Source organism: Pseudomonadota bacterium (genome assembly GCA_041395565.1).
In the GTDB taxonomy this organism is placed as follows: Bacteria; Pseudomonadota; Gammaproteobacteria; order UBA9214; family UBA9214; genus UBA9214.
Genome location: JAWLAI010000003.1, coordinates 184817 through 204722, shown reverse-complemented (window position 1 = coordinate 204722; position 19906 = coordinate 184817). Strand labels below are relative to the sequence as shown.

Below are 19906 nucleotides of genomic sequence, written 5' to 3'. Positions count from 1 at the left end.
ATGGCGGGTACGCGCTGTAGCGGGGCACGGCCCCGCTAGCGTACGCGGCACACCGCGCATTGTCATACGGCTGTCATGATCCTGTAACAGCGCTGGCCTAAGCTTCCTGCAGTGTATCCAGCATGCCGTTGCAGGCACCGTCACCATGCCCACGCAAGCCGTTCCGGCCGCGACCAGAACGCAGGCCGGTCTACTCGAGGAACTCTCCGCACTCTACGCTGACGTCGTACGACGGTCGAACGAGCGTCTGGCGCCGTATCGCGCACGCTATCCGCAGGGATTCACGGACGACGCGTGCAACCTGGCAGACTATCTCGGCCTGCGCAGCCATGACCTGCGGCCCCTGCAGGCGCGCCTGGTTGCCGCCGGCCTCTCGTCCCTGGGCCGTGGCGAAGCCGAGGTACGCGCCAACCTGTGTCGCGTCATCGCCATCCTCGGCGGCAATACCGGCTGCGGTACGCCTGCGACGGCTGCCGGCGACGGTGCCGGACGACTCGAACACAATACCGAGCACCTGTTCGGCAGGCGCTGCCGTAACCGCTATGCCCGCATCATGGTCACGCTGCCGACGGCAGCGGCGACCCGGGATGACCTCGTCAGGGAACTGGTGGCAGGGGGCATGGACTGCGCCCGCATCAACTGCGCCCACGACGACCCGGCCACCTGGCAACGGATGATCGATCGCGTGCGCGCCGCGGAACGCGAGTCCGGCAACCATATTCCAGTCTTCATGGACCTCGCCGGGCACAAGATCCGCACCGGGCCCATCCGGCCCGGACCGGCCGTCCGGCACCTGCAGATTCGTCGGGATGACTACGGTCATATGATCCAGCCGGCACGGGTCGTGCTCACACCCGCCACCACGGCGGCGGTCACCGAATATCCCGAGCAGATCCGGCTGCCGCTCGATGCTGAACTCGCCCGGCAACTACGCACGGGACATTCGCTGCACTTCGAGGACGCCCGCGAAAAGCACCGCGTGCTGCGCATAACCAAACCGCTCGCCGACGCCGCCTGGCTGGCCGAGTGTGACGGCAATGCCTACGTCACCCCCGGTACCCGCCTGCGCTGGCAGGGCGTGTCACAGGACAAGCAGTTCATCGCCAGCGACAGTTACCGGATCGGGCCATTCAGCGGCAAACCCGAGGTGATTCGCCTGCAGTGCGGCGACCGGCTGCTGCTGCGTCGCGATATGCAACCGGGACGCGCTGCGACGACTATCGGGCCCGTCCGTCCTGCCGAAATCGGCTGCACGCATCCCGCCATCGTCGGCCAGCTGCAGCCCGGCGCCAGTGTCTGGATCGACGACGGCAAGATCGGCTGCAGGGTGGTGGAGACGAATACTGCCGGGGCACTACTCGAGGTCACGCATGCCGGGCCGAAAGGCGCACGTGTACGCAGCGACAAGGGTATCAACCTCCCGGATACCGAGCTCTCCCTGCCGGCCCTCACGGCCAAGGATCTGGAGGACCTCGATTTCGTCTGCGCTCATGCCGACATGGTCGGCTTCTCGTTCGTGCGCACCCTCGGCGACATCGACGTGCTGCGCCATGAACTGGCCGCCCGCGCCAACCCGGGACTGCCGATCGTGCTGAAGATCGAAACGGCCGCAGCCGTGAGCAACCTGCCCGACCTCCTGCTCGGCACCCTGGGCCAGCACGCGCTGGGTGTCATGATCGCCCGTGGCGACCTGGCTGTTGAGCTGGGCAGTGTACGGATGGCGGAAATCCAGGAGGAGATCCTGTGGATCTGCGAAGCCGCGCGGATTCCGGTCATCTGGGCGACCCAGGTACTCGACACCCTCGCGCGCAAGGGCGTGATCGCGCGCCCGGAAATCACCGACGCCGGGATGAGCGTGCGTGCCGAGTGCGTGATGCTGAACAAGGGTGCCTACATCACGGATGCCGTCGGCGTACTCAACGATATCCTGACGCGCATGGACGCCCATCTGTACAAGAAAGTTTCCCGGCTACGGCAACTCCACTGGTGAGTGCGGACCGGATTCATCCCTGTCTCCACAGGGCACACAGAGTTAATCGATATCATTCCCGCGACGATGGACACGACTACAGGGATGTAGGAGGTAGAGCAACGCAGGAGCAGTTGCCGAGGGACGTACGAGTGCCGCGACAAGTCAGGATGCCCGGAGCGGCCGTACCTACAGGCATATCGTTCTCGCGCCCCTCTTCACCACCGGATCAGCGTTTAGACATCGCTCCCGCGCCTCCCTGCGCTCCGCGACGTACCTACATCCCTGTAGGCAAAAAAAAACCCGCCTTGCGGCGGGTTGAAAACGCTTTTCAGCGTCGGAGGAGCCCTTCAATGCACAGTGCTATGACAACAACTTCAGAGATGAAACCGGGCCACCGGGGCCATTTCTGAAGGCACTGTGTGCGTGCGCTCTTGCTTAGGCTATCGACGCAGGGGGGGGAACCTTTAGACGGAAATCCGGTTTTTGCAGACCGGACGAAGAATCAGTAACTTACTGAAATTAATATATTTTAATATTGTGCGCGCACCGTTTCGGTGCGTCGACGGCGCAGCCAGGCACTGGCTCCCGCGGCGGTCAAAATGCACCAGAACGCAAACAGCGCGCCGGGCAGGGCGGTCTCGGGCGTGAAGTGCCTGAGGGCCAGGGCCACCCCCAGTCCGGCGTTCTGCATGCCGATCTCGATGGCCAGCGTCAAACGGTGTTCCGGATCAAAGCCATACAGCCGGGCCAGCCCCCAGCCGGCCAGGTAGCCCAGCGCATTGAGCAGGACCACCATGGCGACCAGCCAGCCGCCGACCCCGGCCAGGCGGGCCTGGTTGGCGGCCACGGCATAGCTGCAGATGATGACGATCGCGACCGCCGCCACCGCCGGCGCCAGGGTCCGGGCCAGCACCAGGTGGCGCCCCGGGCGGGGGCGCAACAGCATGCCCAGCCCCAGCGGGAGGACTACGGTCAGGACGATGGTCTTCGTCATGGGCCAGAACGGGATATCCAGGAACGCCCCGCCGAGCCATTCCACCAGCAGGGGTGTCAGCACCGGGGACAGGAAGGTCGCCACCGTGGTCATGGCCACGGAGAACGCCACCGCGCCACCGGCCAGGTAGACCATCACGTTGCTGGCCATGGCCCCGGGCGCGCAGGCGACGATGATCAGGCCGAGCCGCAGCGCCTCGGGCAGGGGGGCGAGCAGCGCCACGGCAAAACCGAGCGCCGGCATGACACTGTACTGGGTCAGCACGCCCAGCCCGATACGGCCGGGTTTGTGCAGCGTCTCGCGCAGCTCGTCCCTGTCCAGCACCACACCCATGGCGAACATGGTGGCGGCAAAGAACCACAGGAAACTGTTGCGGAACACCAGAAACAGCGGCGGGTACAGATACGCAACCACGGCACCGAGCAGGGTGATCGGCGCCATCTGGTTGGCTATGAAACGGCAGATGGCGACCGTCAGCGCCATGCCCTAGCCCAGGGTATCCGTGTGTGGAAAGACAGGCCGGCGCCGGTCGCCCTGTCGCAGCCGGCGGATGACGGCCGCCTCGTTCAGCAGGGCGGGCAGGTCCTGTGCCACCGCGGGGGTTGCGCCATAGGGCAGGCAGGCGAGCAGCTCGTGTTCATGGAGCAGGCGGAAATAGTCGGCCGTCGCCAGGAATGGCGCCGCCAGCCGGAAGCCACGTTCGAGGTGTGTCATCGCCGGCTGCAGCTTGCGGCTGGCCAGCAGCTGGCCGCGAACCAGTTCCCCGAGCGCATGTTCGCGCGCCCCGGCCGTGTGTGTCACGGCCTCACCGACCGTACCATCCAGCGCGAACTGCACGATCTGCTGCAGCACCCGCAGCGTCACCGGCGAAGCGCCGCCCAGCAGGCGTGCCGTGAACGCGTCCCGGGTCGCAGCGAGCAATCGCGCCGCCAGCGCCGGTGCCAGCGGTACGGCATACCAGTCCGCCAGGCTCCAGTCCGTACCCGTGAGCAGGCGGGTCAGCGGCCCGGCCGGTAACGCATCCAAAACAGTGTGGTTTTCTGCGTGGTTAGCCATGCACAACCAGCTTACACGCAGCCTGTCGGCCGGAATAGCCACATTTGCGGCGCAGGGCCTGACCGCAACCGCGCGGCACGGTACACTTTCCGTATCTACCAGCAGGAGCCGTACCGTGAGCGATTACATCACCAACCGTGGGCGCTATCCCGCCACCCGCATGCGCCGCATGCGCCGCGACCGCTTTTCCCGGCGCCTGATGCAGGAAACCACGCTCACCAGCGCAGACCTCATCTACCCGGTCTTCGTCCTGGAGGGCACGGGTCAGCGCGAGCGCGTGGACTCCATGCCGGGTATCGAGCGCCTGAGCATCGACCTGCTGGTGCAGACGGCACGCGAGCTCCACGGCCTGGGCATTCCCGCCGTCGCCCTGTTCCCGGTCACGCCGGTGGAGCGGAAATCGGATGATGCCCGCGAGGCATACAATCCCGAAGGACTGGCGCAGCGTGCGGTACGCGCACTCAAGGATGCAGTACCGGAGCTGGGCGTGATCACCGACGTCGCCCTCGACCCGTTCACCACCCACGGGCAGGACGGCCTCATCGACGCCACAGGCTATGTCATGAACGACGAAACCGTGGAGGTGCTGGTCAGGCAGGCGTGCTCGCATGCCGCAGCCGGGGCCGACATCGTCGCGCCCTCCGACATGATGGACGGCCGCATCGGCGCGGTGCGGACGGCGCTGGAAGCGGCCGGCCACCGCAATACCCGTATCCTGGCCTACGCCGCCAAGTACGCATCCAGTTTCTACGGCCCGTTCCGCGACGCCGTCGGTTCCGCCGCCAACCTCGGCGCCGGCGACAAGTACAGCTACCAGATGGACCCGGCCAATAGCGACGAGGCGTTGCACGAGGTGGCGCTGGACCTGGAGGAGGGCGCCGACATGGTGATGGTGAAGCCCGGCATGCCCTATCTCGACATCGTGCGGCGGGTGAAGGACAACTTCGGTGTGCCGGTGTTTGCCTATCAGGTCAGCGGCGAGTACGCCATGCTCAAGGCCGCTGCTGCCAACGGCTGGCTCAACGAACGCGCCGTGGTCATGGAAGCCCTGCTCTGCATCAAGCGCGCCGGTGCCGACGCGATACTGAGCTACTACGCCCTCGACGCCGCGCGCTGGCTCGCGGAATAATCTGCCCCGGGCGGGCGCCATGACCGACCACTACGCCGTCCTGGGCAACCCCATCGCCCACAGCAAATCGCCGCGCATCCACAGCCTGTTCGCCCGCCAGACACAGCAGGCGCTCGACTACACCGCGATCCTGGTGCCGCTGGACGGCTTCGCGGCGGCCGTTGCAGACTTTGCCGCCGCCGGCGGCAAAGGCGTCAATATCACCGTGCCGTTCAAGGAGCAGGCCTGGCGACTCGCGGCCAGCCGCAGCCCGGTCGCGGAACGTGCCGGTGCGGTAAACACCCTGGTCCTGCACCCGGACGGCAATCACCACGGCGACAACACCGACGGTATCGGCCTGGTGCGCGACCTGCGCGGGAATCATGGCGTGACGCTGGCCGCCAGCCGCATCCTGCTGCTCGGTGCTGGGGGTGCCGCACGCGGTGTCATCGAACCGCTGCTTGACGAAAAGCCGCGGCTGCTGGTGATCGCCAACCGCACGGCAGACAAGGCGCTGGAACTGGCGCGCCACTTCTGTACGCTGGGCCGCATCGAGGGCTGCGGACTCGATGCGGTGGCCGGGCAGAGCTTCGATGTCATCATCAACGCCACCGCCGCCAGTCTGTCCGGCGCCGTGCCGGCATTACCCGATGACGTCGTCGGCGACACGACCCGCTGCTACGACATGATGTACGGCAGCGAGCCCACGGCGTTCATGCGCTGGGCACAGGCGCGCGGCGCGCGCCAGGTCATGGACGGTCTCGGCATGCTGGTCGAACAGGCGGCGGCAGCCTTCTGGCTCTGGCGCGGCGTGCGCCCGGACACGGCAGCGGTAATCGCGGCGCTGCGCAGCGACGGGTAGTATCCCTGGCCCCAGCGGTCTTGCCACCATTACGCAGCCATATCAGGCAGGCGCCCGAAACATGCTTCCATCGATGCCAGGCAACACCCCGCCGCGCGAATAATGGCGCGGTGCCCACGACCGGCTGTGATTTGCGCAGCGTGTATCGGCCCCGCGCAGCGGTGCCGGATCAGGCGGTTGCCAGCGCCTGCCGGCGCCAAAGTCCGGCAAACGCGGCGAGGCCGGAGAGGAACAGCCAGAGCCCGGCCGGCAGCGGTACAGCGACGAGCTGGAAGGTAGTATTCCCGGACAAGACCCATCTAAAGCCCGGCATGTTCGCGTCAGGATTCAAGGTGAAATCCCCCAGCGTGATATTGCCTGCTGCGATAACGTAATCGAGCAAATCGAACGTATCCCCGCTACTGGGGGTAAACCCGCTCAGCAGCTGCACGGTGAGTGTGCCGTTGAAATCCAGATTACCCGAATTGCTGCCTGCGAATGGATCCTGCGTGATTTGCAGGACCGTACCCTGGCCGATACCTGCGAGCTGGATAATCAGTTCGCCATCGATCGTCACGTTACCGACGATCTCCAGCGTATTGTCGACGCCACCCGGCAGCAGGATCGCATCGGGTCCGATATAAACCGTGGGATTGCCTGCTACCACGTCGCTATTGGTGGTATCGATGATGCCACCACCCGTTACGAGGCCGCCCTGGATGTCGAACTTGCTCTGGACGAACTGACCGTCGACGCTGAGCGAGCCGGCCGTCTGCAGAAACCGCCCCGGCTTGAATGCAACAGGCGCAGGACCGGTCGCGCCGGCGCTAATCTCGACCGCGCCCTCGTTGGTGAAGCTTCCCACACCGGGGCCAGAGGCAAAGGCATCGAAGCGTCCGTCGTTGACGATCCGGCCGCCTGCCGCGTTGTGCAGCGTGCCGCTGATTTCCATGGCCGCGCCGGCGGTATTGTGGATGGTGCCGCTGTTCGTCACCGTGCCCTCGATGAACATGTCGGCCCCGTCCGTTGTGCCGGGCGCATAGTTGGTCAGCACGCCCCGGTTGATCAGGACCGAGGTGCTGTCGAGGTACAGCAGGGAATAGTTGTTGAAGGTGCCATCGTTCGTCAGCGTGGCACCGTCGTAGCCGTCGATGTCGCCGTACAGGTAGCCACCGACACCGTCGGGCAGACCATTGTTGAACACCGCACCACTGCGGTTGTAGATGCTGCCCGGGCCGGTGGGCGCACCGCTGCTCAGCGTGAAATTATCCTGCACATATATCGTGGAGAGGTTGTCGGTCGCACCGAAGTTGTCCAGCATCGAACCCGGGCCCATGATGCGGAGCCAGGGCACCACCGCGAGACTGGCATTACCGAGTTCCAGATTGCCCTGGTTCCGGATCGTGCCGAAATTGTAGTAATCGCTGGCGGTCGTGAGCAGCGCAGTCTGGCCGTTATCGACGATCAGCACGTCGCCGCCGGGATTGCCGAACAGGGTGAGCGAGCCGGACGGGAAATTCGCGCCGGGCAGTTCGCAGGGACTCGTGCCGGGAGCGACACCCGCACACAGGACCGTATCCACTGCGCGTGCCTGAGGCGCCGCGAAAACCAGGGCCAGAACAGCGAGCATCCCCGAGCAGGCTCGCCGTGTGGTGCATGCCCTGCACATGAGCACAACCTCCATATCGTTATATTAGTATATTTAATTTTTGTTATTGCGCTTGGCGCATATACAACTGAAGCAGAACTATAGTTTAAACAGCCTCGGGTAACAAGGACGTTAGGGACCGGGCCGGCCTGCTACCTGACTCCCAACGCAGGCCATGTGCCGGTTCTTGAGCTGTACATAATGGGCTGCCGAGTAGTCGAGGAAAGCGGCCTCGCCCGCGCGCAACGCGCGTACCCGGCGTGCCGGCGAACCCACCCAGAGATAGCCGCCCTCCAGCTCGCGGCCGGGCGGTACCAGACTGCCGGCCCCGACGATGGCCCCGGAACGCACCACGGCACCGTCCATGACCGTGGCTGCCATGCCGATCAGGCATCGGTCCTCGACCGTGCAGCCATGCAGTATCGCCTGGTGACCGACGGTCACATCGGCGCCGATGTTCAGGGCGAAACCACCGGGCGCGAACTCGCTGTCGTGACTGACGTGCAGGATGGTGCCGTCCTGGATATTGGTGCGGGCGCCGATCGCGATGGTGTTGACATCGCCGCGCGCCACCACCTTGGGCCAGAGCGAGGCATCCTCGCCGATGGTCACGGCGCCGATCACCAGCGCGCTTGCATCGATGTAGGCACTGGGCGCGATCTGCGGCGCACTGTCCTCGAAATTCCGTACCGTCACAATCCACCTCTAAGATCAGGGTTACCGGCTACCGGGCCGGTCCTTGCAGGCGGGCAACGTTACAGGCATTGGATAGGCGCATGCAAGGAAGCCATGCTAGAGTTGCTCTAAGCAGCAGTTACAGAAACCGAGAGGACGCCACGGTATGACCAACCCCCTGCTGATCACAGACGGCCTGCCGCGCTTTTCCGAGATCAGGCCGGAACATGTGAAGCCCGCCATTGCCGGCCTGCTCGCCGAGGGCAGGGCGCTGGTCGAGGAACTGCTCGCCGCCAATACGACCTACACCTGGAACAATCTGGTGGAGCCGCTGGACGAGATGGACGACCGTATCAGCCGGGCCTGGTCACCGGTCAGTCACATGAATGCCGTGGTCAACAGCGAGCAGCTGCGCCATGCCTACAACGAATGCCTGCCGCTGCTGAGCGAGTACGGCACCGAGCTCGGTCAGCACGAGGGGCTCTATAGCGCCTACCGGCAGATCGCCGAGGGCGATGAATACCGGCGCATGGACACGGCGCAAAAGAAGGTCATCGACAATGCCCTGCGCGATTTCCGCCTCTCCGGCATCGAGCTCGACAGTGAAAAACGTGCCCGCTTCAAGACGATCATGCAGGAGCTCTCGCAGCTGACCTCGAAGTACAGCGATAATGTGCTGGACGCGACCAATGCCTGGCACAAGCACATCACCGGCGAGGCGCGCCTCGCTGGTCTGCCGGAGAGCGCGCGCGCCCTGGCGCACCAGAACGCGCAGCAGCGTGAACTGGACGGCTGGGTGCTCACGCTGGACTTCCCCTCCTATTATCCGGTCATGACCTACGCCGACGATCGCGAGCTGCGCAAGGAACTCTACACGGCCTACGTCACCCGCGCCTCCGAGCTCGGCCCCACCGCAGGCCTGTACGATAACGGCGCGACCATGGAAAAGATCATGGCGCTGCGTCACGAGGCCGCGCGGCTGCTCGGCTACGCCAACTACGCCGAGCGCTCGCTGGCCACCAAGATGGCGAAGTCCACCGACCAGGTCATCGATTTCCTGCAGGACCTGGCGCAGCGCTCTCAGCCCGCGGCCGAGATCGAGCTCGAGGCGGTACACCAGTACGCTCACGAGCACGGGGTCGACGACCTGCAGGCATGGGACATCCCGTACTACTCGGAAAAGCTGCGCCAGCAGAAATACGCCATCTCGCAGGAAGAGCTGAAGCCCTGGTTCCCGGAGCCGCGCGTGGTCGAGGGCCTGTTCGCGATCGTGGGCTACCTCTATGGACTGCAGATCGAGCAGGTGGCAGGTGTCGACACCTGGCACGAGGACGTCACCTTCTACCGCATCCGCGATGCGCACGGTGCGGTGCGCGGCGAGTTCTACCTGGACCTGTACGCGCGCCCGCACAAGCGCGGCGGCGCCTGGATGGACGAGTGCATCAGCCGGCGCGCCACGACCGGCGGTGTGCAGATCCCGGTCGCCTACCTGACCTGCAACTTCTCGCCGCCCATTGGCGATAACCCCGCGCTGTTCACGCACGAGGAAGTCATCACGCTGTTCCACGAGTTCGGCCACGGCCTGCACCACATGCTCACGCAGATCGACTATCCCGCCGTTTCCGGCATCAGCGGCGTGGCCTGGGACGCCGTGGAACTGCCGAGTCAGTTCATGGAAAACTGGTGCTGGGAGCGCGACGCGCTGGACCTCATCTCCGGGCATTACCAGAGCAGCGAGAAGATCCCGCAGGAACTCTACGAGCGGATGATGCGCGCGAAGAACTTCCAGACCGCGATGCAGATGCTGCGCCAGTTGGAATTCGCGCTGTTCGACTTCCACATCCACCGCGACTACGACCCGAAGAAGGGCGCGCGCATCCGCCAGACCCTGGAGCGGGTACGCAAGGAAGTCGCGGTGGTACAACCACCGGACTTCAACCGCTTCGAGAACAGCTTCACCCACGTCTTCGGCGGCGGCTACGCGGCCGGCTACTACAGCTACAAGTGGGCCGAGGTGCTCTCCGCAGACGCCTTCTCGGCCTTCGAGGAAAGCGGCATCTTCGATCGCGAGACCGGCGAGAAATTCCTGCGCAGCATTCTCGAGCAGGGCGGCTCGCGCGAACCGATGGAACTGTTCGTGGAGTTCCGCGGCCGCGAACCGACCATCGATGCACTACTGCGCCATTCCGGGCTGGCGGCGTAGGCCCGGTAACAACAGCCTCGCGCAGGGACGCTGAGATTCGCAGAGGAAATCTATTGCTGGTATTCACGGCATAGCCTGACAGCGTCTGCTTCAATCAGGCAGAAATATGGATGTGCCACCCGCTGGTCATCCGTATTTTCTGCCATGCTGAGTGAAAGCAGGTTATCCGGCGCCATTGTCGACGCCGCGTGTGAAGTGCATTCCATCCTTGGGCCTGGATTGCTCGAATCCGTTTACGAAGCGGCGTTGGTCCACGAACTGCGGGAGCGGAAACTTGCCATCACAAGGCAGACAGCGCCGGCCGTAGCATACAAGCGCCTTGTGATACCGAATGCGCTCATGCTGATAGGAAACAGGGTGATCGTCGAGCTTCAGGCAGCCGATGCAATCACGAACGTCCACAAGCAACAACTGCTGACATATCTGTGGCGCTCGGGTTATCAACCAGGGCTTCTGATAAACTTCAACACCGACCTGATCAAGAATGTCCGCACGAGATTGGCAAACGGATTATAAGACAATGGCCTTTTTAGCTCAGCGTATCTCTGCGCCCCTCTGCGTCTCTGCGCGAGGAGAAAAATGAAAATCGCCACCTGGAACGTCAACTCGCTCAAGGTACGCCTGCCGCAGGTGCTCGACTGGGTCGCGACGGCGCAGCCCGACATCCTGTGCCTGCAGGAGACCAAGCTCACCGACGAGAACTTCCCGGCCGAGGACATCCGCGCGGCCGGCTATCACGTCGTGTACTCGGGGCAGAAAACCTACAACGGCGTCGCCATCCTGAGTCGTGAGGAAGCCGACGCGATCATCACCGATATCCCCGGGCTGGACGATCCGCAGCGGCGCATTCTCGGTGCGAGTATCGGTGGTGTGCGTATCCTGAACCTGTACGTGGTCAACGGCGAGGCGGTTGGCAGTGTGAAGTACGACTACAAGCTGCACTGGCTCGGGCGGGTGGCCGAACATATCCGCGCGCAGCTCGAAACACACTCGCGCTTCATCGCGCTGGGCGATTTCAACATCGCCCCCGAGGACCGCGACGTGCACGACCCCGAGGCCTGGCGCGAACGTATCCTGTGCAGTACGCCCGAGCGCGAGGCACTGCAGAAGATCCTCGACCTGGGGCTGGCCGACGTGTTCCGCCGCTTCGAGCAGGAGGAGCAGAGTTTCAGCTGGTGGGACTACCGTGCCGCGGCGTTCCGCCGCAACATGGGGTTGCGCATCGACCTGATCCTGGCGAGCCGGGCCCTGGCGGAGAAATGCACGGCCTGCACGATCGACAAGGGACCGCGCCGCCTGGAGCGACCCTCCGACCACACGCCCGTGGTTGCCGAATTCAGCCGCTGACGCGCCGAACCGTGCCGCCCAGAACAGCCAGGCCTGACAGCATCAGCCAGACCGGCGCCGGCAACGGCACCACGTAGAAGGACTGGCTATCCAGGCTGCCGCCGTTTTCAGGCGCTTCATCGTATCCTGTCACGATCTCATACAGGAGCGCACGCGGATCATTCGGGTTGAAGAACAGCTGCGCCTGGCCGTTGCCCAGGTCCTGGTATTGCAGATAGATCAGGTTGAGCACGGCACTGGACCCGCACCCTGCTGCCAGGCAGAGCGATAGGGCATCCTGGCCGAAGTCACCCAGCAACCTCATATTGCCTTGTATCTCTGAGTTGAAATTTGAATCGATGAAAAAGGTGCGCTCGGCGCCAGCCCCGCTCAGTAAAGCGTCATTGGTCAGATCGATCGCGATATCCAGCCCGTTGCTGTCGCCGAACAGCAGATTCGTGGGCTGCGGGCTTACGGTATCGGTGTAGATGGTTATCCGGTTGGAATCACCGGCAAGATCGTAGGTATCCTGCACCGTCAGCCAGACATCACCCGCAAAGGGTAGCAGCTGCTGATCGAACGAATACCTGCCTGAAGGCGGCGTGAGCGTGTAGCGCAACGCATAGCCCGTCGTATCCGCTCCTGAACTCAGGTCAATGTAGAAGTAAGCCTCCATATTGCCGGTCGAAAAGACGGGTGCTGTTAAGCCAACGACACATGTGAAGTTCGAAAACATGCAGTCCTGCAACTGCCCGGGCAGTGCGCTCACCGGCAGCGACCAGACCTTGCCGAATGGTGTCAGCAGTAGCAGGATCAATGTGACATATCGAGACATGATGCAGTCCTCCCTTTTTTATTCTATCGAGCTGTTACCGGAGGATAACGCCGTTCGCCGCCATGCGCTAATCTCCGGCATTCGCCCGTGCCCCGAAACAAGCGGCCAGTCCGCTGTCCAGATCCGGGTATTGCAGGGTTATATCCAGTTCCTTCAGCAGCTTGTCGTTGTGCATGCGGCGCGAGTCGTTGAGGAAGGAGAGCATGCCCGCACTCAGCACGGCCTCCGCCTGCGCGCGATCGACCACCGGCGGACGCGGCAGTCCGGCGGCGTCGGCGACGCGGAAGAAGTAATCGGTCATGTTGCTGGGATGGCCGTCGCTGACGTTGTAGACGGTATCGGCTCGCGTCGCGGTCATGGCCGCGATGCAGATGGCCGCGAGATCATCGGCGTGGATGCGGTTGGTATACGGCGCCTGGTCCGCGCGCAACACCGGTAATCCCTGGCGTAACCGTTCCAGCGGCAGCTTGCCCGGGCCGTAGATGCCCGGTACGCGCAGGATCATCCACTCGACCCCGTGCGCGCCGGCCCAGGCCGCAAGCTGCCGCTCGGCATCCAGCCGGCGCCGGCCACGCGCCGTGGTCGGCGCGACAGGATGGTTCTCGTCGATCCAAGCCCCGGCGCAGTCGCCGTAGACCGCACTGGTGCTGATATAGACGATGCGCCGCGGCGGTACAGCGAACGCCGCCAGCACGCGCGTCATGCGTGGGTCGGTCGCGCCCGTACCGGGCGGCGGCGCGAAATAGAACACGTCGCGGCTGCCGGCGGCGAACAGCGGCAGGTCGGCGTCGAGGTCGCGCACCAGCGCGTCGATGCCCGCATCGGTCAGCGCCTGCGCGCTCCTGCGGCTGTGCACCAGCCCGATCACGCGCGCTCCGGCTGCCTGCAGCAGGACAGCCACGCGCCGGCCGATATCGCCGCAACCCACGATAAGCACAGGTTTATCCGGTTTATCTTCCATACCAAATCAGCGACAATGCCAGCCCGTTTCACTCCCGATCAAGCCCATGGCCTACCGTGTCACCATCCAGTCCAGCGGCCACACATTCACCGTCGAGGACGGTGAGCGCGTGCTGGATGCCGCGCTGCGTCAGGGCATCATTCTGCCATATGGCTGCCGCAACGGCGCCTGCGGCGCGTGCATGGGCACGGTGGCGAGCGGCACGGTCAGCTACCCGGACGGCAACCCGCCGGCGCTGGGTGAGGCGGATGCCATGGCCGGCAAGGCACTGTTCTGCCAGGCACGGGCCACCAGCGACCTGCAGATCGCGGTGCGCGAGGTCGATGCCGCGCGCGACATCGAGGTCAAGACCCTGCCGTGCCGGGTGGAGAAGCTCGAGCACCTGGCGCACGACGTGATCCGCATCTATCTCAAGCTGCCGGCCAACGACCGCATGCAGTTCCTCGCCGGCCAGTACATCGACGTGCTGATCAAGGATCACGAACCGCGCGCCTTCTCCATCGCCAACGCGCCGCACGACGACGAATTCATTGAGCTGCACATCCGCCATGTCGAGGGCGGCCTGTTCACCGAGCAGGTCTTTCACAGCATGAAGGCCAAGGCCATGTGGCGCATCCGCGGCCCGCTCGGCACCTTCTTCCTGCGCGAGGAATCCAACCGCCCGGCCATCCTGATCGGCGGCGGCACCGGCTTCGCGCCCATCAAGGGCATCCTGGAACACGCCTTCGAGACCGGCATCGATAAGCCGCTGCATCTGTTCTGGGGCGTGCGTGCGCAGCGCGATCTGTATCTCGATGCCCTGCCGCAGCAGTGGCTGCAGGACCACCCGAACTTCAATTATACGCCGGTGCTGTCGGAGCCGCAGGCGGGCGATGACTGGCAGGGTGCGACTGGGTTCGTGACCGACGAGGTGATCCGGCACTATCCCGACCTGTCCAGGTACGATGTGTACATGAGCGGGCCGCCGGTGATGGTGCACGCGGGGCATGATCTGTTCATGCAGCACGGGCTGGACGCATCCCGGTTCTTCTCGGATGCGTTCGAGTACGCGGCAGTCGCGGAAAGCATCAAGGGCTTACGGCAGGATTGAAACGCGTTGGCACGCACGGAAACGCAGCGATTGGCTGTTTCGCGCCAAGACGCAAGGGCGCTAAAAATATGATTGCCACGGTGCGCACAGAGAATTTTCAATTCTCCCTCTGCTACATGCCACGACCCCGCCACAGCCCCGCAGGAACGGCTTGCGCACAAGCCTACCCCGTCATGCCCGCGCATGAGCGAATTCGTTGATAACTTATCCGAAGTGTTCGCACACTTCGGACCCGTACATGCCAAACGGATGTTCGGTGGCTACGGGATCTATCATGCCGACCTGATGTTCGCGCTCGTGGCGGATGACGTGCTGTACCTCAAGGCCGACGCGCAATCGGTCGCGGCGTTTACCCGGCTGGGCCTGCGGCCATTCGAGTACGCGCGTGGCGGCAAGCAGGTGGCGCTGTCCTACTATATGGCCCCGGAGGCGATCTTCGACGACCCCGGCACGGCCAGGGATTGGGCTGTCCTGGCGTTCGAGGCCGCCTTGCGGGGGATGAAGCCGGGGCTTTCTCAAAAATCATAGGAGAATTACTGGTGCACGAAATCATCTGCCCGCACTGCGGAAAAGCATTCAAAATTGACGAAGCGGGGTATGCGGATATTCTCAAGCAGGTCCGCGACGTCGAGTTTGAGCAACAGTTGCACGAGCGGCTTGAGCTGGCAGAGCAGGACAAGCGTAATGCAGTTGAGCTCGCCAGGAACAAGGTCAGCATCGAGATGCAGAAGGCTGCCGCAGCCAGGGAAGCCGAAATCCAGAGCCTGAAGGCAAGACTTGATGCCGGCGAGGTCGCACAGAAACTTGCCGTGGCCGAGGCTCGAAGTATCGTGGAAAAGGAACGCGACGCGCTTGCCAGCGAACTTGAACAGGCAAAGCGCGACAAGCAGGCCGCTACCGAACTTGCCGACACGCGGCTCTCCAGGGAACTGCAGGAGGTTGCCGCGAAGAAAGACTCCGAGATCCAGGACTTGAAGGCCAGGCTCGGCGCCAGCGAGGTTGCGCAAAAACTCGCGATCACCGACGCAGTAAGCGCTGTCGAGAAGGAACGCGACGGACTCAGGAACAGCCTTGAGCGAGTGGAGCTTGAAAAACGTCTCGCTGAGAAATCACTGAAGGACAAGTACGAGACGCAGATAAAGGATCGCGATGACGCGATCGAGCGCCTACGGGACATGAAGGCCCGCCTGTCAACAAAGATGGTTGGCGAAACCCTTGAACAGCACTGCGAGACCGAGTTTAACCGCATTCGCGCCACGGCATTTCCGAGGGCATATTTCGAGAAGGATAATGACGCACGAACAGGTAGCAAGGGTGACTACATATTTCGCGACACGGATGAAGCCAACACCGAGATCGTTTCAATCATGTTCGAAATGAAGAACGAAAATGACGGTACCGCAACGAAAAAAAAGAACGAGGACTTTCTGAAGGAACTGGACAAGGATCGTACAGAGAAGGGATGCGAGTACGCGGTGCTGGTCTCCCTGCTCGAGCCCGACAATGAGCTCTACAACACGGGAATTGTTGACACGTTTCATCGCTACCCGAAGATGTACATCGTTCGGCCACAGTTCTTTATTCCGATCATTACGCTGCTGCGGAACGCAGCGATGAAATCGCTAGAATACAAGAAAGAGCTTGCGCTCGTTAAGGAGCAGAGTATCGACATAACAAACTTCGAAAACGACCTAGAAACATTCAAGACTGCATTTGCAAGGAACTATGACCTTGCTTCCAGACGCTTTCAAACAGCAATCGAAGAGATCGATAAATCAATCGACCACCTGCAGAAGACCAGGGACGCCCTGCTTGGAGCTGATCGGAACCTTCGTCTTGCAAATGACAAGGCGCAGGACGTAACAATCAAGAAGCTGACCAGGCGCAATCCTACGATGGCGGCCAAGTTTGAGGAGTTCAAAAATTCAGAACCCTCCGATAAGGAATAATTGGTGAATAATAGTGTCAAACGAAATTCATCGAGTCTGACTCGATTGATTCACACAGGAAAACAAGGGCGAGATGATGGGCATGCTCTATGATTTTCTCACCGGCAACGAATTCCGCATGCAGGTGGAGGCGATCGTCGAGGGCTTCACGCAGATGCAGGCCGAGCTGGAGTCGGAGAAGCGCTCCATGCAGGGTATCTGGAAGAAACGCGAGAAGCAGATCCAGAAAGTGCTGCTGAACACCAACCACATGTACCACTCGATCCGCGGCATCGCCGGCAGCGCGGTGCAATCCGTTCCCTTGCTGGAGCTGCAACAGGATGAGGCGGATGATACCGCCGAATGAAGCAACGGCTGCATCGGCTCATCTCACCGTCAGCACGGCACAGGGCAATTCCCGCGCGTGATCCGCTAATGCGGCCGCAAGCGCGGCCGATAGCGGCCTTGAGGCGCTATGGATCGCAGCCGGATTGGAGGGATTTCCCATGCCAACGAAACAAATCGACAGGTTGCTGTTCGCGCAGGGCGGGCGTTGCTTCTTCTGCGACAGCGTGTTGGCGCAGAGCGATGCGAGCGTCGAGCACCTGGTGGCGAGCGCGAAGGGCGGCAGCAACAGCGACGGAAACTGTGTGGTTTGTTGCAAGGCCGTTAACGCCCTGCTCGGCAGCATGTCGCTGAAGGAAAAGGTCAGGGTGGTCATGAACCAGCAAGGTCGGTTCAAATGCCCCAACGGCGCCGGCAGGAAAGTGGCCGGGACAACAGCGACGGTACCGAAAAAATCCCACAGCATGGAGGAAAGGCTGGGCATGGTCATCGCCAACCTCAGGCTGCGGGGCCACTCAAGACCGCGCCGCGTCGAAACGCTGAAGACGACCATTGCCGCGCTGTTTCCCACCGGGCTGCCGGAATCCGAACTGAAGGCATTGGTACAGCGACTCGTGGACACGGGCAGCATCGTCATCACCGATGACAGCGTGTCCTATGCCCTCTGAGTGCCTGCTGTCGTTACTGGTGTGTGGCCGTTTTGAACATGTGCATCGGTGCCTTCAGCCACGACCAGCAGCGACAGCCCGATGCATGCGCACATTGCGCGACTCGCGCCGGGGAGCGGCGGCCCGGGATCGTTCCGGTTGACGCGCTGCACAAACTCTGTATTTATAGCTGTATCGCCGCAACGGAACTGACTCGCCGTCGCTCTCATGCCCTCCCGCCAGCACAGCATGCCCGCCGCGGACAGGTTGCCACCGCAGGACCGTTTGCGGAAGCTGTCGGCCCGGACACTTGACCAACAGGATGACCGATGCAAGCCTCGATCAGAAAACATGACCCGGCCACCGAGTTCCTCACCGACGAACAGTGTTATATCACCGAGCTGTCCAACAGTGACGCAGACCCGCTGCTGTCCATCGCGCGCGCCCGGGTGCAGCCCGGTGTCACGACGCGCTGGCACCGGCTGCGCGACACCACCGAGCGCTACTGCATCCTCAGCGGCACGGGTCTTGTCGAGATCGGCGCACTGGCGCCGCGTGCGGTCGGCCCTGGCGACGTCGTGCTGATTCCGCCACTGTGCCGGCAGCGCATTGCCAATACCGGCGCGGACGACCTCGTGTTCCTGGCCATCTGCACACCCCGCTTCAGCACCGCGATCTATGAAGACCTGGAGGCATCCGCCACCGCGGCCAGCGACCGTGCCCCTCCCGCCATCACGCCGAAGGAATAAGTCAGGTGACCCACACATGAAGCGCAGCAAGGAAGCCTTCCTGGAGGTCGTGCGCAACACGCCGCTGGTGTCCATCGATCTCATCGTCCACGACCGCGCCGGGCGCATCCTGGTCGGCCGGCGCGTGAACGAGCCGGCGCGGGGCACCTGGTTCGTGCCGGGCGGAAGCATCCGCAAGAATGAAACGCTGGCACAGGCGCTGGCACGCATCTCGGCGGACGAACTCGGCAGCGCCCTCGGCATGAGCGATGTGCGCTTTGCCGGCGTGTACGAACATTTCTACGACACCAACTTCGCGGAGGTTGCGGGCGTGACCACGCATTACGTCGTACTGGCCTACGTCGCGCAGCGTCCCTTCGACCTGTCCGAACTGCCGGCCGACCAGCACTCCGCCTGGACCTGGCTGACGGAACCGCTCATGCCGGACGCACACCCGAACACGCTGGCTTATCTGAACATTGACTAGAACCTGTCTCAAAATTGGTACAAGTATTCTTACATCGTCATGCCCGCGCAGGCGGGCATCCAGAAAGCCCGCGAAACACTGGATTCCGGCCTGCGCCGGAATGACGAAAAACTTGGCCGCCGAAGGATCTTCCAATTTTGAGATAGGTCCCAGACCCTATTGCATAATCCCGCGCTGCCGCCCTGTCTCGGGCATGCACCTGCAACAGGAACCGCCCGCATGCAACGAGGTCCATTGACTCCCGCCCGCATCCTGCTCCTGGCGCTGGCGCTGACGGTCGCGCGGGCGCCGGCCGATGACGGCATCGTGCAGGATGAACCTGTGCTCGCCAAATCGCTGGCAGACTATGCGAACGCCTGGTGGCAGTGGACAGTGTCCATGCCGGACAGCGAGAGCCCCGTCAAGGACAGGACCGGCGCCAGGTGCGGCGTCAACCAGGCAGGACCGGTATGGTTCCTCGCCGGCGGCTATGGATCCTCCAAAATCAGGCGCAGCTGCACCATCCCGGCGGGCGTGCATGTGTTCTTCCCCGTGATCAACATGCTCTACTATCCGGGCAACGCGGACTCCGAACTCACCTGCGCAGAGGCGAAGGCATCCGCAGCGCTCAACAACCAGTACCTGCGCAGTTTCAAGGTGGTCGTGGATGACCACGAATACGTCAACCCGGTCTTTTTCAGGACGGCTTCGGAGTCCTGCTTCGACCTGATCGCCAGGATGCCGGGCAGCTACAACCCCGCCACGGTCTACCCGGCGGCAACCGACGGCTACTGGGTCATGCTCAAGCCGCTGAGGCCCGGCAGTCACCGCATCGCCTTCCGGGCGGAGTACCACCGACCGGGCGGTGCCTACGGCAGCATGCTCCAGGACATCGAGTACCGCATCGAGGTCAAGGCACTGTAGCGATCGCCGCCGCGCATCCGCGCGCGTCAGCGCACGGCGGCACACACCGGCAAACGGATCGGCGGTTGCCGGGAGTATCAGGCTGCACCTGCGCAGATGGCCGAACAGCCGCGCAGCCTTAACAAATCTGTCACACCGAAGTCAGAAAATCATAACACC

19 protein-coding genes and 1 pseudogene are annotated in these 19906 nt (G+C 63.1%); 14 read left to right on the top strand and 6 right to left on the bottom strand.

All coding sequences use genetic code 11. The annotated features are described in order from the left end of the window. Positions 1–145: 145 nt before the first annotated feature. Positions 146–1990: a pyruvate kinase gene (locus R3F42_04215; GenBank protein MEZ5541230.1), complete on the top strand. Its 1845-nt coding sequence runs from the start codon at positions 146–148 to the stop codon at positions 1988–1990. Between the two features lie 511 nt (positions 1991–2501). Here R3F42_04215 and R3F42_04210 read toward each other — a convergent pair. Further along, entirely contained in the window at positions 2502–3449 is a 948-nt protein-coding gene (locus R3F42_04210) for a bile acid:sodium symporter family protein (protein ID MEZ5541229.1), read from the bottom strand. Positions 3450–3452: 3 nt separating this feature from the next. After that, positions 3453–4022, bottom strand: coding sequence for a hypothetical protein (locus R3F42_04205; GenBank protein ID MEZ5541228.1), 570 nt, complete (start codon positions 4020–4022; stop codon positions 3453–3455). A gap of 115 nt (positions 4023–4137) precedes the next feature. Between R3F42_04205 and hemB the strand changes: the two genes are divergently transcribed. After that, entirely contained in the window at positions 4138–5151 is a 1014-nt protein-coding gene (hemB, locus tag R3F42_04200) for a porphobilinogen synthase (GenBank protein MEZ5541227.1), read from the top strand. 19 nt (positions 5152–5170) lie between these two features. Continuing rightward, entirely contained in the window at positions 5171–5992 is an 822-nt protein-coding gene (aroE, locus tag R3F42_04195) for a shikimate dehydrogenase (protein ID MEZ5541226.1), read from the top strand. 169 nt (positions 5993–6161) lie between these two features. Here the strand turns inward: aroE and R3F42_04190 are convergent, their stop codons facing one another. Together R3F42_04190 and R3F42_04185 are read right to left on the bottom strand one after the other, a co-directional pair. Next, on the bottom strand, positions 6162–7553 hold the full coding sequence (locus tag R3F42_04190) for a VPLPA-CTERM sorting domain-containing protein (protein ID MEZ5541225.1): 1392 nt from the start codon (positions 7551–7553) through the stop codon (positions 6162–6164). A 198-nt stretch (positions 7554–7751) separates the two neighbouring features. Further along, a complete protein-coding gene (locus R3F42_04185) occupies positions 7752–8315 on the bottom strand; it encodes a gamma carbonic anhydrase family protein (GenBank protein MEZ5541224.1) in 564 nt (187 codons plus the stop codon). Positions 8316–8460: 145 nt separating this feature from the next. On the opposite strand from R3F42_04185, the gene prlC reads away from it, so the two are divergent. The 3 genes from prlC (at position 8461) to xth (ending at position 11844) form a co-directional block, all read left to right on the top strand. Next, entirely contained in the window at positions 8461–10497 is a 2037-nt protein-coding gene (prlC, locus tag R3F42_04180; protein ID MEZ5541223.1) for an oligopeptidase A, read from the top strand. Between the two features lie 144 nt (positions 10498–10641). Further along, positions 10642–11013, top strand: a complete 372-nt coding sequence (locus R3F42_04175) for a GxxExxY protein (GenBank protein MEZ5541222.1) — start codon at positions 10642–10644, stop codon at positions 11011–11013. A gap of 63 nt (positions 11014–11076) precedes the next feature. Further along, positions 11077–11844 carry an exodeoxyribonuclease III gene (gene xth, locus R3F42_04170; GenBank protein ID MEZ5541221.1) on the top strand — a complete coding sequence of 256 codons (768 nt, stop codon included), beginning with the start codon at positions 11077–11079 and terminating at the stop codon, positions 11842–11844. On the opposite strand, the gene R3F42_04165 is transcribed toward xth, so the two are convergent. Further along, positions 11834–12658 carry a VPLPA-CTERM sorting domain-containing protein gene (locus tag R3F42_04165; protein ID MEZ5541220.1) on the bottom strand — a complete coding sequence of 275 codons (825 nt, stop codon included), beginning with the start codon at positions 12656–12658 and terminating at the stop codon, positions 11834–11836. The two genes, xth and R3F42_04165, sit on opposite strands and share 11 nt — an antisense overlap. A gap of 67 nt (positions 12659–12725) precedes the next feature. Beyond that, the gene (locus R3F42_04160) at positions 12726–13595 is read right to left on the bottom strand and encodes an SDR family oxidoreductase (GenBank protein ID MEZ5541219.1); all 870 of its coding nucleotides are present in this window, start codon (positions 13593–13595) and stop codon (positions 12726–12728) included. A 70-nt stretch (positions 13596–13665) separates the two neighbouring features. Here R3F42_04160 and R3F42_04155 point away from each other — a divergent pair, with 70 nt between their 5' ends. The 8 genes and pseudogenes from R3F42_04155 (at position 13666) to R3F42_04120 (ending at position 19747) form a co-directional block, all read left to right on the top strand. Further along, positions 13666–14709, top strand: a complete 1044-nt coding sequence (locus R3F42_04155; GenBank protein ID MEZ5541218.1) for a CDP-6-deoxy-delta-3,4-glucoseen reductase — start codon at positions 13666–13668, stop codon at positions 14707–14709. Between the two features lie 183 nt (positions 14710–14892). Further along, positions 14893–15237, top strand: a complete 345-nt coding sequence (locus R3F42_04150; GenBank protein ID MEZ5541217.1) for a TfoX/Sxy family protein — start codon at positions 14893–14895, stop codon at positions 15235–15237. 11 nt (positions 15238–15248) lie between these two features. Then, on the top strand, positions 15249–16658 hold the full coding sequence (locus R3F42_04145) for a DUF2130 domain-containing protein (protein MEZ5541216.1): 1410 nt from the start codon (positions 15249–15251) through the stop codon (positions 16656–16658). A gap of 55 nt (positions 16659–16713) precedes the next feature. Continuing rightward, positions 16714–17004 (top strand): annotated as a pseudogene (locus tag R3F42_04140) (DUF2130 domain-containing protein). Positions 17005–17143: 139 nt separating this feature from the next. Beyond that, positions 17144–17650 (top strand): endonuclease, encoded by a 507-nt coding sequence (locus tag R3F42_04135; protein MEZ5541215.1) that lies wholly within the window; start codon positions 17144–17146, stop codon positions 17648–17650. 308 nt (positions 17651–17958) lie between these two features. Continuing rightward, entirely contained in the window at positions 17959–18378 is a 420-nt protein-coding gene (locus R3F42_04130) for a cupin domain-containing protein (protein MEZ5541214.1), read from the top strand. 16 nt (positions 18379–18394) lie between these two features. Further along, positions 18395–18844, top strand: coding sequence for an NUDIX domain-containing protein (locus tag R3F42_04125; GenBank protein MEZ5541213.1), 450 nt, complete (start codon positions 18395–18397; stop codon positions 18842–18844). A gap of 219 nt (positions 18845–19063) precedes the next feature. Then, positions 19064–19747, top strand: coding sequence for a hypothetical protein (locus tag R3F42_04120; protein ID MEZ5541212.1), 684 nt, complete (start codon positions 19064–19066; stop codon positions 19745–19747). Positions 19748–19906 lie beyond the last annotated feature (159 nt).

Bases quoted from the DNA above. Each gene is read 5' to 3' on its own strand.
- R3F42_04215 (MEZ5541230.1), top strand. From the start codon at position 146: ATGCCCACGCAAGCCGTTCCGGCCGCGACCAGAACGCAGGCCGGTCTA.
- R3F42_04210 (MEZ5541229.1), bottom strand. From the start codon at position 3,449: ATGGCGCTGACGGTCGCCATCTGCCGTTTCATAGCCAACCAGATGGCG.
- R3F42_04205 (MEZ5541228.1), bottom strand. From the start codon at position 4,022: ATGGCTAACCACGCAGAAAACCACACTGTTTTGGATGCGTTACCGGCC.
- aroE (MEZ5541226.1), top strand. From the start codon at position 5,171: ATGACCGACCACTACGCCGTCCTGGGCAACCCCATCGCCCACAGCAAA.
- prlC (MEZ5541223.1), top strand. From the start codon at position 8,461: ATGACCAACCCCCTGCTGATCACAGACGGCCTGCCGCGCTTTTCCGAG.
- R3F42_04175 (MEZ5541222.1), top strand. From the start codon at position 10,642: ATGCTGAGTGAAAGCAGGTTATCCGGCGCCATTGTCGACGCCGCGTGT.
- xth (MEZ5541221.1), top strand. From the start codon at position 11,077: ATGAAAATCGCCACCTGGAACGTCAACTCGCTCAAGGTACGCCTGCCG.
- R3F42_04165 (MEZ5541220.1), bottom strand. From the start codon at position 12,658: ATGTCTCGATATGTCACATTGATCCTGCTACTGCTGACACCATTCGGC.
- R3F42_04155 (MEZ5541218.1), top strand. From the start codon at position 13,666: ATGGCCTACCGTGTCACCATCCAGTCCAGCGGCCACACATTCACCGTC.
- R3F42_04150 (MEZ5541217.1), top strand. From the start codon at position 14,893: ATGAGCGAATTCGTTGATAACTTATCCGAAGTGTTCGCACACTTCGGA.
- R3F42_04135 (MEZ5541215.1), top strand. From the start codon at position 17,144: ATGCCAACGAAACAAATCGACAGGTTGCTGTTCGCGCAGGGCGGGCGT.
- R3F42_04130 (MEZ5541214.1), top strand. From the start codon at position 17,959: ATGCAAGCCTCGATCAGAAAACATGACCCGGCCACCGAGTTCCTCACC.
- R3F42_04125 (MEZ5541213.1), top strand. From the start codon at position 18,395: ATGAAGCGCAGCAAGGAAGCCTTCCTGGAGGTCGTGCGCAACACGCCG.
- R3F42_04120 (MEZ5541212.1), top strand. From the start codon at position 19,064: ATGCAACGAGGTCCATTGACTCCCGCCCGCATCCTGCTCCTGGCGCTG.